This is a genomic window from Oceanibaculum indicum P24, from assembly GCF_000299935.1.
GTDB classification, from domain to species: domain Bacteria; phylum Pseudomonadota; class Alphaproteobacteria; order Oceanibaculales; family Oceanibaculaceae; genus Oceanibaculum; species Oceanibaculum indicum.
In genome coordinates, this window is the sequence record NZ_AMRL01000001.1 from 323,489 (window position 1) to 338,211 (window position 14,723).

Annotated in this window: 12 protein-coding genes; 3 read left to right on the forward strand and 9 right to left on the reverse strand. The window is 64.7% G+C overall.

The window, feature by feature from the left end:
• Window positions 1-22 precede the first annotated feature (22 nt).
• The gene (locus P24_RS01475) at window positions 23-2,761 is read right to left on the reverse strand and encodes a nitrate/nitrite transporter (protein ID WP_008942912.1); all 2,739 of its coding nucleotides are present in this window, start codon (window positions 2,759-2,761) and stop codon (window positions 23-25) included.
• 247 nt (window positions 2,762-3,008) lie between these two features.
• On the opposite strand from P24_RS01475, the gene P24_RS01480 reads away from it, so the two are divergent.
• The gene (locus tag P24_RS01480) at window positions 3,009-3,704 is read left to right on the forward strand and encodes a cyclic nucleotide-binding domain-containing protein (RefSeq protein WP_008942913.1); all 696 of its coding nucleotides are present in this window, start codon (window positions 3,009-3,011) and stop codon (window positions 3,702-3,704) included.
• Here the strand turns inward: P24_RS01480 and P24_RS01485 are convergent.
• Window positions 3,697-4,134 (reverse strand): Rrf2 family transcriptional regulator, encoded by a 438-nt coding sequence (locus P24_RS01485; protein WP_008942914.1) that lies wholly within the window; start codon window positions 4,132-4,134, stop codon window positions 3,697-3,699. The two genes, P24_RS01480 and P24_RS01485, sit on opposite strands and share 8 nt — an antisense overlap.
• A gap of 94 nt (window positions 4,135-4,228) precedes the next feature.
• On the opposite strand from P24_RS01485, the gene P24_RS01490 reads away from it, so the two are divergent.
• Window positions 4,229-5,440 carry an NnrS family protein gene (locus tag P24_RS01490; protein ID WP_008942915.1) on the forward strand — a complete coding sequence of 404 codons (1,212 nt, stop codon included), beginning with the start codon at window positions 4,229-4,231 and terminating at the stop codon, window positions 5,438-5,440.
• Window positions 5,441-5,484: 44 nt separating this feature from the next.
• Here P24_RS01490 and P24_RS01495 read toward each other — a convergent pair whose 3' ends face one another.
• The 7 genes from P24_RS01495 to P24_RS01525 form a co-directional block, all read right to left on the reverse strand.
• On the reverse strand, window positions 5,485-6,285 hold the full coding sequence (locus tag P24_RS01495) for an ABC transporter permease (RefSeq protein ID WP_008942916.1): 801 nt from the start codon (window positions 6,283-6,285) through the stop codon (window positions 5,485-5,487).
• Entirely contained in the window at window positions 6,282-7,178 is an 897-nt protein-coding gene (locus P24_RS01500; protein WP_008942917.1) for an ABC transporter permease, read from the reverse strand. Before P24_RS01500 ends, P24_RS01495 begins: the two co-directional genes overlap by 4 nt.
• 11 nt (window positions 7,179-7,189) lie before the next feature.
• Window positions 7,190-8,035 (reverse strand): amidohydrolase family protein, encoded by an 846-nt coding sequence (locus tag P24_RS01505; RefSeq protein WP_008942918.1) that lies wholly within the window; start codon window positions 8,033-8,035, stop codon window positions 7,190-7,192.
• Entirely contained in the window at window positions 8,032-9,474 is a 1,443-nt protein-coding gene (locus P24_RS01510; protein WP_040706200.1) for an amidase, read from the reverse strand. The genes P24_RS01505 and P24_RS01510 overlap by 4 nt, the downstream gene beginning before the upstream one ends.
• Before the next feature lie 22 nt (window positions 9,475-9,496).
• Complete coding sequence (locus tag P24_RS01515; RefSeq protein WP_008942920.1) at window positions 9,497-11,164, reverse strand: class I adenylate-forming enzyme family protein; 1,668 nt, start codon at window positions 11,162-11,164, stop codon at window positions 9,497-9,499.
• An 85-nt stretch (window positions 11,165-11,249) separates the two neighbouring features.
• On the reverse strand, window positions 11,250-12,308 hold the full coding sequence (locus P24_RS01520; protein ID WP_008942921.1) for an extracellular solute-binding protein: 1,059 nt from the start codon (window positions 12,306-12,308) through the stop codon (window positions 11,250-11,252).
• Window positions 12,309-12,333: 25 nt separating this feature from the next.
• Window positions 12,334-13,494, reverse strand: coding sequence for an ABC transporter ATP-binding protein (locus P24_RS01525; RefSeq protein ID WP_237740146.1), 1,161 nt, complete (start codon window positions 13,492-13,494; stop codon window positions 12,334-12,336).
• A gap of 206 nt (window positions 13,495-13,700) precedes the next feature.
• Between P24_RS01525 and P24_RS01530 the strand changes: the two genes are divergently transcribed.
• Window positions 13,701-14,636, forward strand: coding sequence for a LysR substrate-binding domain-containing protein (locus tag P24_RS01530; RefSeq protein ID WP_121216686.1), 936 nt, complete (start codon window positions 13,701-13,703; stop codon window positions 14,634-14,636).
• Window positions 14,637-14,723: the final 87 nt, after the last annotated feature.

Sequence of the window (14,723 nt, forward strand, 5' to 3'; positions counted from 1 at the left end):
ATCTCGCGTTCGGCGGTTGGGCCTATTCGGCGGGTGTGGCGGCTGGCGCGCGGCGGCCGCGTTCGATGTCATGCAGCAGCCCGCCCTTGCGGGTGTAGACCGCCCAGGTCAGGGCCACGCAGGTGGCGTAGAAGATGGCGAAGGCCCACAGCGCGGCTTCCGGTCCGCCGGTCAACGCGATGGAGGAGCCATAGCTCTTCGGGATGAAGAAGGCGCCATAGGCGGCAACAGCGGAGGTGAAGCCGATGATCGCCGCCGATTCCTTGTCCGCCTGGCGCTGCCTGGCCAGCGCATCCGCGCCGGGCATCAGCCGGTCCATCTCGCGGCGCATGATCGCCGGGATCATCTGGAAGGTGGAGGCATTGCCCACGCCGGTGGCGAAGAACAGCACCATGAACATGGCGAAGAAGCCCCAGAACGCCATCGGATGCTGCTTGATCGACAGGAAGTACAGCACGCCCAGGACCGCCACGATCATCGCCACGAACACCCATAGCGTGACGCGCCCGCCGCCGAACCTGTCGGATACCCAGCCGGTCGCCGAGCGCGACAGCGCGCCGACCAGCGGACCAAGGAAGGCGAACTGCAGCGCGTCGATGTGCGGGAACTGCAGCTTCATCAGCAGCGGGAAGCCCGCCGAATAGCCGATGAAGGAACCGAAGGTGCCGGTATAGAGCCAGCACATGTACCAGTTGTGCCGGCGCTGGAAGATCACGGCCTGCTCCGCGAAGGAGGCCTTCATGCTGGCGATGTCGTTCATGCCGAACCAGGCGGCGAAGGCCGAGGCGACGATGAACGGCACCCAGATGAAGCCGGCATTCTGCAGCCAGAGCTGGGTGTTGGCGTTCGCCACCTGCTGCGGCGCGCCGCCGATGAAGCCGAACACGCCGGCGGTGATGATCAGCGGCACCACGAACTGCACGACCGAGACGCCGAGATTGCCGAGACCGGCATTGAGCGCCAGCGCGTTGCCCTTCTCCGCCTTTGGGAAGAAGAAGGAGATGTTGGCCATGGAGGAGGCGAAATTGCCGCCACCGAAGCCGCACAGCAGGGCCAGCAGGACAAACAGCGGATAGGGCGTCGCCGGGTTCTGCACGGCAAAGCCGATGCCCAGCGCCGGCACGATCAGCGACCAGGTCGCCAGCGTCGTCCACAGCCGCCCGCCAAACATCGGCGGCATGAAGGAATAGAAGATGCGCAAGGTCGCCCCCGACAGGCCGGGCAGCGCTGCCAGCCAGAACAGCTGGTCCGTGGTCAAGGCGAAGCCGATCAGCGGCAGCTTGGCGACCACCACCGACCAGACCATCCAGACCGCGAAGGACAGCAGCAGCGACGGGATCGACAGCCAGAGATTACGCTGCGCGATCTTTCGGCCCTTTTCTTCCCAGAATTGCTTGTCCTCGGGCCGCCAGTCCTCGATCAGGCTCGGACCCAGGGCGCCGACTTCCTTCGCGGTATGGATTTCGCGCATCTCCGGCAGTTCCGGCAGCTTACGCAGCTCGGCATCGGCGACATCGCGCTCCATCCGCCGGATCGACAGGTGCATCCAGGCCAGCGCGGTGGCGACCAGCGCGAACAGCAGCATGAAGCAGCTGGTCCAGATGCCGGTCAGGTCGTTCATTGCACCGAAGGCGATCGGCAGGATGAAGCCGCCAAGGCCGCCCATCATGCCGACCAGCCCGCCAACCGCGCCGATATGGTTCGGGTAATAGACCGGGATGTGCTTGTAAACGGCGGCCTTGCCGAGGCTCATGAAGAAGCCCAGCACGAAGATCAGCGCGACGAAGGGGACGATCCCCATCGCCAGGGTGAAGGAGATGTCGCCGGTGATGCCGTGCACCACATAGTCGGTCGCCGGATAGGACAGCAGGAACAGGCAGACGACCGAGACCCCGAAGGTCCAGTACATCACCCGCCGCGCGCCGTACTTATCCGACAGCACGCCGCCATAGATTCGGAACAGCGAGGCCGGCACGGAATAGAAGGCGGCCAGCATGCCGGCGGACTTGATGTCCATGCCATAGACGCCGACCAGATAGCGCGGCAGCCACAGCGCCAGCGCGACGAAGGCGCCGAACACGAAAAAATAGTAGAGCGAGAAGCGCCAGACCTGCAGGTTCTTCAGCGGTGCCAGCTCCAGCAGCGCACCGCGCGCCTTGACCCCGCGCCGCCGCCGCTCCACCAGGGCCGGATCGTCGCTGGTGGTGAACCAGAAGATCGCGGCGGAGGCCAGCAGGGCGATGGCCCAGACCTGCGCCACCATCTCCCAGCCATAGGCGACCATGACGAAGGGGGCGACGAACTTGGTGACCGCAGCACCCACATTGCCGGCACCGAAGATGCCGAGCGCGGTGCCCTGCTTTTCCTTCGGGTACCAGCGCGAGACATAGGCGACGCCGACCGCGAAGGAACCGCCGGCCAGCCCCACGCCAAGCGCTGCCAGCAGCAGCATCTCGTAGGTGTCGGCGTAGGACAGCAGGAAGGTCGCAGCCGCCGCCAGCACCATCACCAGCACATAAACGATGCGGCCGCCATACTGGTCGGTCCAGATACCGAGGAAGATGCGGGTCAGCGAACCGGTCAGGATCGGCGTACCGACCAGCAGCCCGAACTGCGTGTCGCTCAGCCCCAGTTGTTCTCGTATTCCCACACCGATGATGGAGAATATCGTCCACACCGCGAAGCAGACGGTGAAGGCCAGGGTACTTATACCCAGCGCGCGGGTCTGATCGCCGCGGCTGACAGTGGCGAGGTCGTTCATGGCTGCCCCCAAATCCAGGGTCGTTGGATAGCGGATATCTGCTCCGCGCCATGACTAATCGTTGATCAGGGTAAAACCATCTTTGACCTGGATCAACTATCGACACCATTTTTAATGGTGAAATGAAAATAAGAAGACAATACACACTCAGATATATTTAATCATACTGTGAATTGACAAATAAATAACTGTGATTTAACATTTATCAACTATTGAGACAGGCCTCTCGGTCTGACGGGAATGGGTCATGCAACCAGACGATGTCGATGCCATACGTAATCTGCCGCTGTTCCGGGACTGCATGCCGGAGACCTTCGAGGCGCTGATAAAGATCAGTTTCCTGCAGCGCTTTCCCCAGGGCGTGCTGCTGATCAGCGAGAATGACCCCGCCGATTTCCTGCATGTCGTGCTGGAAGGGCTGGTGGAGATGTTCGGATCGTCCGGCGGGCGGGAGACGACGATCAGCTTCGTGCGCCCGGTCAGCACCTTCATCCTGGCCGCCGTGCTGAAGGACCAGGTCTATCTGCAGTCGGCCCGCACGATCTCCCGCTCCCGCATCCTGATGATCCCGGCCCAGGCGGTCCGCCAGGCGATGCAGCAGGACAAGGCCTTCATGCTGTCGATTGTCGGCGAGCTGGCGACCGGCTATCGCCGGGTGGTGAAGGAGCTGAAGAACCAGAAGCTGCGCACCAGCAGCGAACGCCTCGCCAACTGGCTGCTGGCGCAGGGCCGGCTCTCGGACGATGGAACGGTCCGGCTGGCGATGGAAAAGCGCGTGCTGGCATCACGGCTCGGCATGACACCGGAAAACCTGTCGCGCGCCTTCTCGACCCTGCGCGATCTCGGCGTGCGGGTGGAAGGCAACATTATCCGGCTGGAGGATATGGAGGCGCTTACCGATTTCTCGCAGCCCAACCCGCTGATCGACGACCCGCTTATATAGCGATGCGCAACAGCGCGGTGAGCTGGGGCCGGTTCTCCAGCAGATCAGCCAGCGTAGAACGGTCCAGCACCGCGAAATAGGCGTCCAGCGCCTCCGCGAACACATGGCGCAGCGTGCAGGCCGGGGTGATGGCGCACGCCCTGCTGAGCGGCGGAAAACATTCGACCAGCGCGAAATCCTCCTCCGTCGCCCGCACGACATCGCCGATCCGGATCTCGGTGGCCGGCCGGGCAAGCCTCAATCCGCCGCCGCGTCCCCGGATCGTCTCGACGAATCCTTCCCGGCCCAGCCGGTGCGCCACCTTCATCAGGTGATTGCGGGAGATGCCATAGGCTTCCGCCACCGCGTCGATGGTCCCAGTACGGCCTTCCAGCAGCCCCAGATGGATCAGCATGCGCAGCGCGTAGTCGGTGTGAACGGTCAGCCGCATTGGCCCCCCAAAGATGCATCAAAGGCACTTGTTTTGTGATTCACTATAAGATACATATACTATACATCTTTTATCGCAACCAGCGGAGAGCGCCATGTCAGCCGCCTTCCCTGCCCAGGCAGAACGGCCGATCCGGCGTTTCGCCTTGTTCGAATATGGCTTCCGTCCCTTCTTCCTGCTGGCCGGGCTGTTCGCCCTGTTCGGCGTGCTGGCCTGGTTGCTGGCCTTCGCCCATGGGCTCTGGCCATCGGAGGGGCTGGGCGCGCTGTCCTGGCATGCGCATGAGATGCTGTTCGCCTTCGTCACGGCGGCCATTGCCGGCTTCCTGCTGACTGCCGTGCCGAACTGGACCGGGCGCGGCGGCTTTAGCGGCTCGTTGCTGATCGCCCTCACCCTGCTCTGGCTCGCCGGGCGCTGGGCGATGTCTCCGCTCTTTCCGTTCGACCCGCTGGCAGCAGCAGCCCTTGACCTCGCCTTCCTGCCGGCGCTCGCCGCGATCATCGGGCGCCATCTGTTGCGCGGCAGGAACTACCGCAACCTGCCGATCCTCGCGGTGCTGATCGTCTTTGCCGCCGCCAATCTGCTGGTCCATCTGGAACGGGCAGGCGTGACCATGGATACCGCCCATGCCGGCCAGATGCTGGCGGTGAATCTGACGCTGCTGCTGGTCGTGCTGATCGGCGGGCGCATCGTGCCCTCCTTCACGCTCAGCACCTTGCGGCGCCTGGGCCGGCCGGTGGAGATCGCGCAACCGCGTGCGCTGGAAATCGCCTGCCTGCTGTCAGTGCTGGGGGTGCTGGCCGCCGACCTCGCCCAGCCCGGCAGCACAGCCGCCGGCGTCGTGGCAGCCCTGGCCGCCTTGTTCAATGGCGTGCGGCTCGGCCTGTGGAAGGGGCACCGCACGGGTGCCGATCCGCTGCTCTGGGTGCTGCATGTCGGCTATCTATGGATACCGGTCGGTCTGACGCTGAAGGCGCTGTGGCTGCTGGGCGGGATGGAGATCGGCATGAACTGGCTGCATGCACTGACCTTCGGCGGGTTCAGCACGATGATCCTGGCGGTGATGAGCCGCGCCACGCTGGGTCATACCGGCCGGCCCCTGAGGGCAGCACCGGCCACCGCCATCAGCTATGTGCTGCTGACGGCGGGGGCCACGATCCGGGTCTTCGGGCCGGCGCTGTTCCCGGCACAGACACTGCCCTCTATCGCCGCCGCCGGGCTGCTGTGGATGACGGCGTTCGCGCTGTTCCTCTTTGTCTATGGGCCGATCCTGACCGGACCCCGCGCTGATGGCCGGCCGGGCTGACGATATCTGGTAACCGCCCCGAAGGGCTGTAGGGGCGTGCCCGCCTATGCCCGCCCCCCGTCCGGTTCGACGAAGAATTCCAGCCCCACCAGCCGCTCCAGCAGCATCACCATCAGCAGGGTGAACAGCACCAGCGTGGTGGAGATGGCGGCCACCACCGGCGTGCCGCTTTCCTGGATGAAGGAATAGATCTGCACCGGCAGGGTGGTGACGTGCGGGCCGACCAGGAACATCGTCACCGTCACCTCGTCGAAGGACAGGATGAAGCTGAACAGCAGCGCAGTGATGAGGCCGGGGCGGACCAGCGGAAAGGTCACCCGCCAGAAGGTCTCCCACGGCCGCGCGCCAAGGCTCATCGATGCCTCCTCCATCGCGCTGTCCAGCTTGCGCAGGCTGACCGAGATCGGCCGGTAGGCATAGGGCAGCGTCATGATGCAGTGCGCCAGCAACAGACCGGCGAAGCTGCCATAGACATGGAACATCGACACAAGCGCCAGCATCGCCACGCCCAGCGCGGCATGCGGAAACAGGATCGGCGTCAGCACCGCCGTCTCGAAAAAGCTTGAAAACCGGCTCCGCCGCCGCGTGACGACCAGCGCCGCCAGAAACGCCGCCAGGCTGCTGATTACGGCACCGGCTGCGGCCAGCAGCAGGCTGGTGGCGAAGCCCTGCATCCAGCGCGCATCAGTCAGGAACTCGACATACCAGCGCAGCGACAAGGCGCCGGGCGGAAAGCGGATATAGCCGGCCTCGCTGAAGGAGGCAGCGACGACGATGACGATAGGGGCCGGCAGAAACAGCAGCAGGCTCCACAGACCGACCTGGCTCCAGCGGATGGCGGTCATGATTGCCTCCCCTCAGTTCCCATTGCCGTCGACAGGTGCCGCTCCAGCGCCTGCACCGGCAGGATCACGGCCAGCCCGGCCAGCAGCAGCAGGAAGGCCAGCATTGAGCCTTTCGGGAAATTGAAGGTCTGGATCACCTCCTGATACATCTGCGTGCCCATCATCCGGTCCTGCACGCCGCCCAGCAGGATCGGCGTGACGATGGCGCCCGTGGACATCAGATAGACCAACATCGCACCGGAGATGATGCCCGGCAGCGACAGCGGCAGGGTGACCCGCCAGAAGGTGTAGAGCGGCCGGCCGCCTAGGCTCATGCTGGCTTCCTCCAGCTTGCGGTCGAGATGCAGCAGTACCGACAGGATCGAGATGATCATGAACGGCACCAGCACATGCACGAGGCCAATGACCACGCCGGTGGTGTTGAACATCAGCCGCATCGGCGAGTCGATCACCCCGACCCAGCCAAGAAATTCGTTGATCAGCCCGCGCGGCCCCAGGATCACGATCCAGCCATAGGTGCGCACCACGATGCTGACCAGCCAGGGCAGGATCACCAGGATCATCAGGTGGTTGCGGTTGCCCTTGTAGCGCCAGATACCGAAGGCGATGGGATAGCCGATCAGGATCGAGAAGAACGTCACCAGAAAGGACACGCCGATGGTGCGCAGGTAAATCTCGATATAGTCCGGCCGGGAAAAGAATTCCTGATACAGCGCCAGCGTGAAGCCATCCCTGCCAGTGAAGGAGGTGGCCACCATCTGCACCACGCTGATGGCGAACAGGGCCAGCAGCAGCAGGGCTGGGGCCAGCAGCAGCGCCTGCGCCAGCGGCAGGTGGCGACGCGCAGTTCCGCCAGCTTTGGCGTTTACAGATATCGTGGTGGATCGGGACATCGCAGCCATCCTCACAGCCGCAGGAAACGCTTGGCATTGCCGTACAGCCACTTCTGGCGGACATCCTCTTCCAGCGGCAGCGCCTCGATCTCGCGCACGGTGCGCTCAAGCGGCATCAGCGGATAGGCGGAGCCGAAGATGATGCGGTCCTGCAGGATGGTGCGACCATATTGCAGTAGCGGTTCATAGCCTGACCCGGCGACCGACAGATATTTCGGCCGTACCGCCACCAGCCCGATATGCACATTGGCGTGCCGCCAGGCGACGCCGATCAGCTCATGCACCCAGGGGAAGCCCGGCGGCGCGGCGCACACGCGCAGTTCCGGGAAATGCACCATCACCTCGTCCAGCAGCGCCGGGCGCCCGAACTCCATCAGCGTGGAGGTCGCGAAATTGATGCTGCAATGCAGGTTCACCGGGATATCCAGCTCGATGCATTTGGCATAGAGCGGGTACATCTTCTTGTCGTTGATCGCCAGCTTGTGTTCGAAGCATTGCAGATTGAGGCCGCGCAGCCCCAGCTCGCGCACCGCATGCTCCAGCTCGCGAACGGCCACCATCCCCTTGTTGGGATCGACACCGGCGAAGCCGACGAAGCGCGGCCCCTGTTCGCGGCAGAAGGCGGCGACATCCTCGTTGGCAATGCGCCAGCCGAAGGTGGTCTCCAGATCGCGCGCCTTCACCACGATGTGCTCGGCCCCCAGCGCATCATAGGCGGCGAGATACTCCTCGAAACTGTCCTGCCGGGCGGCCGCCTTCTCGCTGGACTGATAGACCGTACGATAGCGCTGCAGATGTGTGGTCGCGGTCTGCGCGAAGGCCGGGACCGGCGGCCGGCTGCCATAGTCGATGATCATGCCGAAGCCTCCCCTCCGGCCAGTGCCGGCCAGCGGTGCTGCCAGGGCATCAGCGCCTGCAGGGCGGCGGCCACGGCGACCAGCCGCTGTTCGGCATGCCACGGGCCGACAATCTGGAGGCCGATGGGCAACCCGTCCTTCGTGAAACCGCAGGGCACGGACATGGCCGGATTGCCGCTGGGATTGAACGGGATGGTGTAGCAGTACCAGGTGCGCCGCAGCGGCCCCAGCGGCTTGCCGTCGATCACCAGCGGTTCGTCGGCGCGCTGCGTCACCGGCGGCGGCGGGGCGGCGATGGTCGGCGTGACCAGGATATCGGCATGGTCGAAGATCGCCTGAACCCGGCGATACAGCGCGGTGCGCTCGGGAAGCGCTTTCTGGAGCGTCCCGACATCCTGCGCCAGCCCCTCCTCCAGCGCCGACACCATGGTCGGGTCCATCCGGTCGCGCCATTTCTCCAGCACATGGCCGGAACGCGCGGCCTGATAGGCCCGCATCAGGACCAGGGCGGTATCCAGGCTCCAGTCAAGGCTCACCGGCTTGTCCACCAGTGTTGCACCGGCATCGACCATCGCCTCGACGGTCTTCGTGGTGTGCGCCTCGAAATCGGGGTCGAGATAGTCGTTCACCGTGCGCGGCATCCAGCGGATTTTCAGCCCCTTCAGGACGGACAGCGGATCGTCCGCCAGAGTGAGCGGCGCGGCCGATCCGCCCAGGGACCAGGGGTCCCGCGGGTCCGGGCCGGCCATGACATTGTGCAGCAGCACCGTGTCCTCCACCGTGCGGGCCATCGAGCCGAGGCAGGTTAGGTTGCCGAACAGGTCCGGTGTGGTTTCGTGCGGCACCCCGCCCACGGTTGGCTTCAGCCCGACGATGCCGCAGCAGGCGGCGGGAATACGGCCGGAGCCGGCACCGTCCGTGCTGACCGCCAGCGGCCCGAAGCCCATCGCCACGCCGACCGCCGCACCGCCGCTGGACCCGCCACAAGTGCGGTCCAGCGCCCAGGGGTTGCGGGTGATGCCGTGCATCGGGCTGTCGGTCAGCACCTTATGCCCCAGTTCCGGCGTGGTGGTCTTGCCAAGGATGATGCCGCCGGCCCGGCGGATACGGGCGATTGCCTCGGCATCCTGCGCCGGCACATTGTCGGCGAAGATGTAGGAGGCCAGCGCCGTGCGCATGCCGGCGGTCGGCACCAGATCCTTCACCGTGACCGGCAGTCCATGCAGCCCCCCCAGCGAGTCACCGCGCATGACGGCCGCATCAGCGGCCGCGGCTGCCTTCAGTGCCCCTTCCGCATCGACCAGCGCGAAGGCGTTGGTGTCGCCGTTCAGCCGGTCGATCCGGTCCAGCGTTGCTGAGACCAGTTCCCGCGAGGACAGCGTCTTGCCGCGGATCGCCGCCGCCAGTTCGGTCGCGGGCTTCTGCCAGAATTCCGTCATCACATCCTCCCCCTTTTCCGGTTCAGCGCCAGCAATCGGCGACGCGATCATAGGCGCCGAGACGCAGGTCGCTCTTGGCCTTTATCAGCTCACCCTTGGCGATCTTTTCCGATGGCGTGCGCGGCAGCGTATCGATGAACTCGATGTAGCGGGGAACCTTGAAGGCGGCGAGGTTGCGGTCGCAATGCTCGAAGATTCGCGCCAGCGGCAGGGCATCCTCTGGCAGGTCCGGCTGACGCACGATATAGGCCTTCACCTCCTGCCCGCGCGTGTCGTCTGGCACTGCCACGACGGCGGCGTCCATCACCTCCGGCAGGTTCTTAAGCACGGCCTCGACCTCGCGCGCGGCGATGTTTTCGCCGGCCCTACGCACCATGTCTTTCAGCCGGCCGACGATGTAGTGGTAGCCCTGCTCGTCCTTTCGGAACAGGTCGCCGGTGCGGAACCACTCGCCGAAATAGGAATCGCGGTTGGCCTCCGGTTTCTTGTAATAGCCCTGCATCAGCCCCTTGCCGCGCACCACCAGCTCACCGATTTCGCCCTGCGGTACGTCCTTGCCATCCTCATCGACGACGCGGCATTCGCGGAAGGCGGTCGGCTTGCCGCAGGAGCCTGAGCCGACCATCTCCGTCGCCTCCAGCGGCACGAACAGCGTCGGCCCCACCTCGGTCATGCCGAAGGCTTCCATGGCCGGCGCATTGAAGCGCTGGCGCAGGTCCGCGTGAATTTCCTTGCGCACGCCATAGATGTTGGCGCGGCGCAGGCATATCTCCGCGTCGTGCGGGCTGGGCGGCTGCTTGTAGACCACTTCCGGAAACAGGCAGAAATGGATGCGGTGTTCGGCCAGCCACCCGGCGAACCGGCTGGCACTCTGCCGGTTGGCGACATACAGCGTACCGCGCTGGTGGAAGGCCAGCAGCAGCAGCCATTGCGGATCGAGATAGAAGAACGGCGTGGAGGCCAGGATGCGCTCGAACCGCTTCCCGTCGCGCAGCCCGTTCACCTTGCCGGCACTCAGCCAGTAGCGGTGCGAGAGCATGCAGCCCTTGGGGAAACCGGTCGTGCCGGAGGTGTACTGGATGTTCAGAAGGTCGTCATGGCCGGGCGCATAGTCCAGCACCAGCATGGCGGACTGGCCGGCGGCAATCTCCTCCCAGCGCCGGTAAGGGCCGGCATCCGGCGCGCCGACCAGGGCAATATGGTCCGGCGGGAGGGCAAGCGTCTGCTCCTCGCTGTCCCATTCCGGCGACAGCAGATCACGGTAGTCGGCATGGGCAATCAGGAAGTCGGCATCCGAATCATTGGCGATGTAACGAACCTCGCGGGCGGTATAGCGCACATTCACCGGTGCCATCACCGCACCCAGCTTCGCGATGGCCAGCCAGATGGTCGGCATGAGCGGAATGTTCGGTAGCATGACCGCGATATGGGTGCCCCTGGTCACCCCCCAGGCACGCAGCGCATTGGCGGTGCGGTTCACCTCTGCGGCAAGCGCGCTGTAGGTGGTGACGACACCGGCCTCGAAGAAATTCCAGGCGGGCTTGTCGCCGACTTCCGCCGCCGCCTCGTCCAGCAGGGCGCCGACATTGGCAGGCAACGGGTCAGCTTCGATGGCGAGGCGGCGCTCCTCCGGCGTCATGCGGGACAGGCGGTCGATGAAGTGATCGATAGGCAGGCGGCTGGTGCTCATGGTGGCGGTTCTGTCCATGAAAAAGGCGGTCGATGGGAAGGGGAAGGCGCCCCGGCGCCGGGAGACGACAGCGCCGGGGCCAGGCTCAGCGCGCGTCGGCGATGAGCTTTTCCAGAAGGTTGATGCGGTCGGTCTGATTGTCGGCGATATAGGCCCAATCCGGCTGGTAGAGCCTGGTCATCAGCTCGGCCAGGGTCATGCCCATCTGCTCCTCAGCCTCGGCCGGCAGCTTCGCCTTCGCGTTCAGCGGCAGGTAGCCGCCCAGCACCGAGCCGCGAAGCTGCGGCTCCGCCTTGGAGACGTAGTTCATGAACTTTTTGGTCGCCGCCATGTCCTTCGCATTCTTCGGCATGACCAGCAGGTAGGGGATCATCAGCGCGCCTTCTTCCGGCACGACCATGGTGACGTTCTGGGCACCCTGCTGGCGCAGATGCCAGACGCGGCCGGAGTAATACGGCCCGGCGGCGATTTCGCCCCGCGTCAGCAGCCCGTTCATATGGGCGATGGAGCTGTAGGTGGTCAGGGCGTTCGGCACGATCTTGCGCAGCAGATCCAACCCCGGCTCGATGTTCTTCTCATCACCGCCCATCGCCTTGGCGATGATCGGCAGATCGTAGGAAGACAGGTATATCGGCCGGGTGATCGCCAGCTTGCCCTTCCATTTGGCATCGCCGAGATTGGCCCAGGACTTGAAATCGCCTGGCTTGGCTTCATCCGTGTTGATGGCAATGCCGTAATACATGAAATACGGGCTGACCCCGGCCAGCTTGCCATCGGCATTGCGCATCAGATAGCGCGGATTGGTATCGGCGGTGTCCGGCAGTTCCGCCGGGTCCAGCAGCTCCACCATGCCGTCACGCATCAGGTTGGCGCCCTGCGGATAGGTCACCATCACGGCGTTATATTGCGGGTTGCCAGCCTGCGCGCGAAGCTGCGCCTCCGGCGTCGGTACCGGCACGATCTTCACATTGATGCCGGTCTCCTTGGCGAAAGGTTCGGCAAAGGCCGTCTCCCACACCTTCTCGACGCCGCCACCCCAGGTGGCGATCAGCAGGTCGGTTGCCTGTGCAGGCCGGGGAGCCATCGCCGCGACCGCCGCAAGGGCGGCGAGGACCGGCAGGGCGCGAAAAGAAAATTTCGACATGATGCTTCTCCCTTTGTTGTTCTGATCAATAGCCGCGCAGCGCAGCCATTCCCGGATCGGCCGGGCCCTCCGGCGTCGTTCCAGCCGGCATCGCTTCCATTTGCTCCTGAACCGAAAGGTCCGCGGCATCGAGCGGCACCACGACCGCGCTTTCCGGCGCCCAGCCGAAGGACACGGGCTGGCCGGGCTGAAGGGCGGGAACGCCAGTGCCGGAATCCGCCGTGACCGCGACATAGCTCTCGCCGGCGGCTTCCAGCGCATAGCGTGTGCTGGCGCCGATATAGCTGCGCTCCACCACCCGGCCTTCGACGGTCAGGGCCAGCCTTTCCTGCGCCCCGGCCATCACCAGATGTTCCGGCCGGACCGACAGGCCGATACGGGTGCCTTCCGGCAGCTGGTGCCCGGCGGGGGAAGGCACGGCAATCACCCGCTCAAGCCTGTCGAGCCGCACCTGCATCTCATTGGGGCCAGTGCCGGCCACGCTGCCGGTCAGAAAGTTCGTATCGCCGACAAACTGCGCCACGAAGGGCGTGCGCGGCCGGGCATAAACCTCTTCCGGCGTGCCCAGCTGCTCGACCTGACCGCCCTGCATCACCGCGATGCGGTCGGACATGGTCAGCGCTTCCTCCTGATCGTGGGTGACGAACACGAACGTCGTGCCGACGCGCTGCTGGATGCGCTTCAGTTCCTGCTGCAACTGCCGGCGGAGCTTCAGGTCCAGCGCGCCCAGCGGTTCATCGAGCAGCAGCACCTTGGGACGGATCACCAGCGCGCGGGCCAGCGCCACGCGCTGGCGCTGGCCGCCGGAAAGCTCATGCACGCGGCGTTCTTCCAGCCCGGCCAGATCGACCAGTCCAAGCGCCTCGGCAACCTGGCGGCGGATGTCCTCACGCGCCATGCGCCGTACGCGCAGCCCATAGGCAAGGTTCTCGCCAACGGAAAGATGCGGAAACAGCGCCAGATTCTGGAACACGATGCCGATGGGGCGTTCATAGGGCGGCGCCTCGTTCATCCGGCGCCCGGCAATGCGGATCTCGCCCTCGCTGGGTGTCTCGAAACCGGCGATCATGCGCAATAGCGTGGTCTTGCCGCAGCCGCTGGGCCCCAGCAGCGTCAGGAATTCGCCAGCGCGGACACGGACCGAGACGTCGCGCACGGCATGATGGGCACCGAATCGTTTATCCACCCGCTCCACATCAAGGATCGACGATTTGGTTATATTGTTTTCTGACAAGGGGCGCTCCGGCGTTCCTGCTCGGGAATCTCTCGTTTCAGAGAATTTCTTGTGACCATTGAATGACACCCCCAAGGGAAGCAGTCCTGAAACGGCATTTCAAATTGCTAATGATCGTGTTTTCATAACTTATAGTTATGTATTTCAGGGAGTACCGCGTGCCGCTTTCCCACCGTCAGCTGGACGCCTTCCGCATGTTCATGGAAACCGGATCGGTCACCGCCGCCGCTGAAAGGCTGCGCGTGTCGCAGCCGGCGGTGAGCAAGAGCCTGGTCGGGCTGGAGTATGATCTCGGCCTCACGCTGTTCGTGCGCAGCAAGAAGCGCCTTGTGCCGACACATGACGCGCAGCTCCTGCACCGGGAGGTGCAGCGGCTGTTCTCCTCGCTGAACGACATAGAGAGTTTCGCGCGCGACCTGCGCTTCCTGAAATCCGGCGAACTGCACATCGCCTCCGCCGCGTCGCTGGGGCACACGCTGGTTGCGGATTCACTGGCCAGCTTCGCTGCCGAGCATCACAAGGCACGGATCGTCTTCAATGTCAGCACGACGGTCAGCCAGATCGTCATCAACCAGCAGGTCGATCTGGGATTCTCGCTGATCCAGGTTCAGCATCCGGCCCTGGTGAACGATCCGCTGTTCCATGCGCAGGGCGTCTGCGTTGTGCCGAAATCGCATCGTCTGGCCGGCCGGGAAACGATCACCGCGGAGGATCTGCAGGATGAGCAGTTCATCTCCTTCATGCGCGACAGCCGCATGCGCCATATCATCGATGCCGCCTTCGAACAGCGGCGCATCGCGCGCTACCAGCAGTACGATGTGTTCACCTCCGTCGAGGCCTGCGCCCTGGTCTCGCGGGGGCTGGGCGTCAGTATCGTCGAGCCGCTGGGCGTGGCCTATGCGCAGTGGCCGGATCTGTGGGTCGCCCGCTTCGAGCCGGCCATCCGCTTTACCTTCAATGTGATGCGCGCGCGCGACAGGATGCCCTCACGGCTGGCGGAGGCCTATCTCGGGCATCTGACCAGGGCCATCGAGCGGATACGAAAGCACGCCGAGGCAGAGAGCAGGCTGATCGAGCTGAGCCTGCCGGCATAGGACATCCGCCTCAGGTCTGCTTACCGGCACTGCCAGGGCCGTCGTCGGACGATCCGCCTTTAAACATCAGCCTCTTTCAAGAGGGCG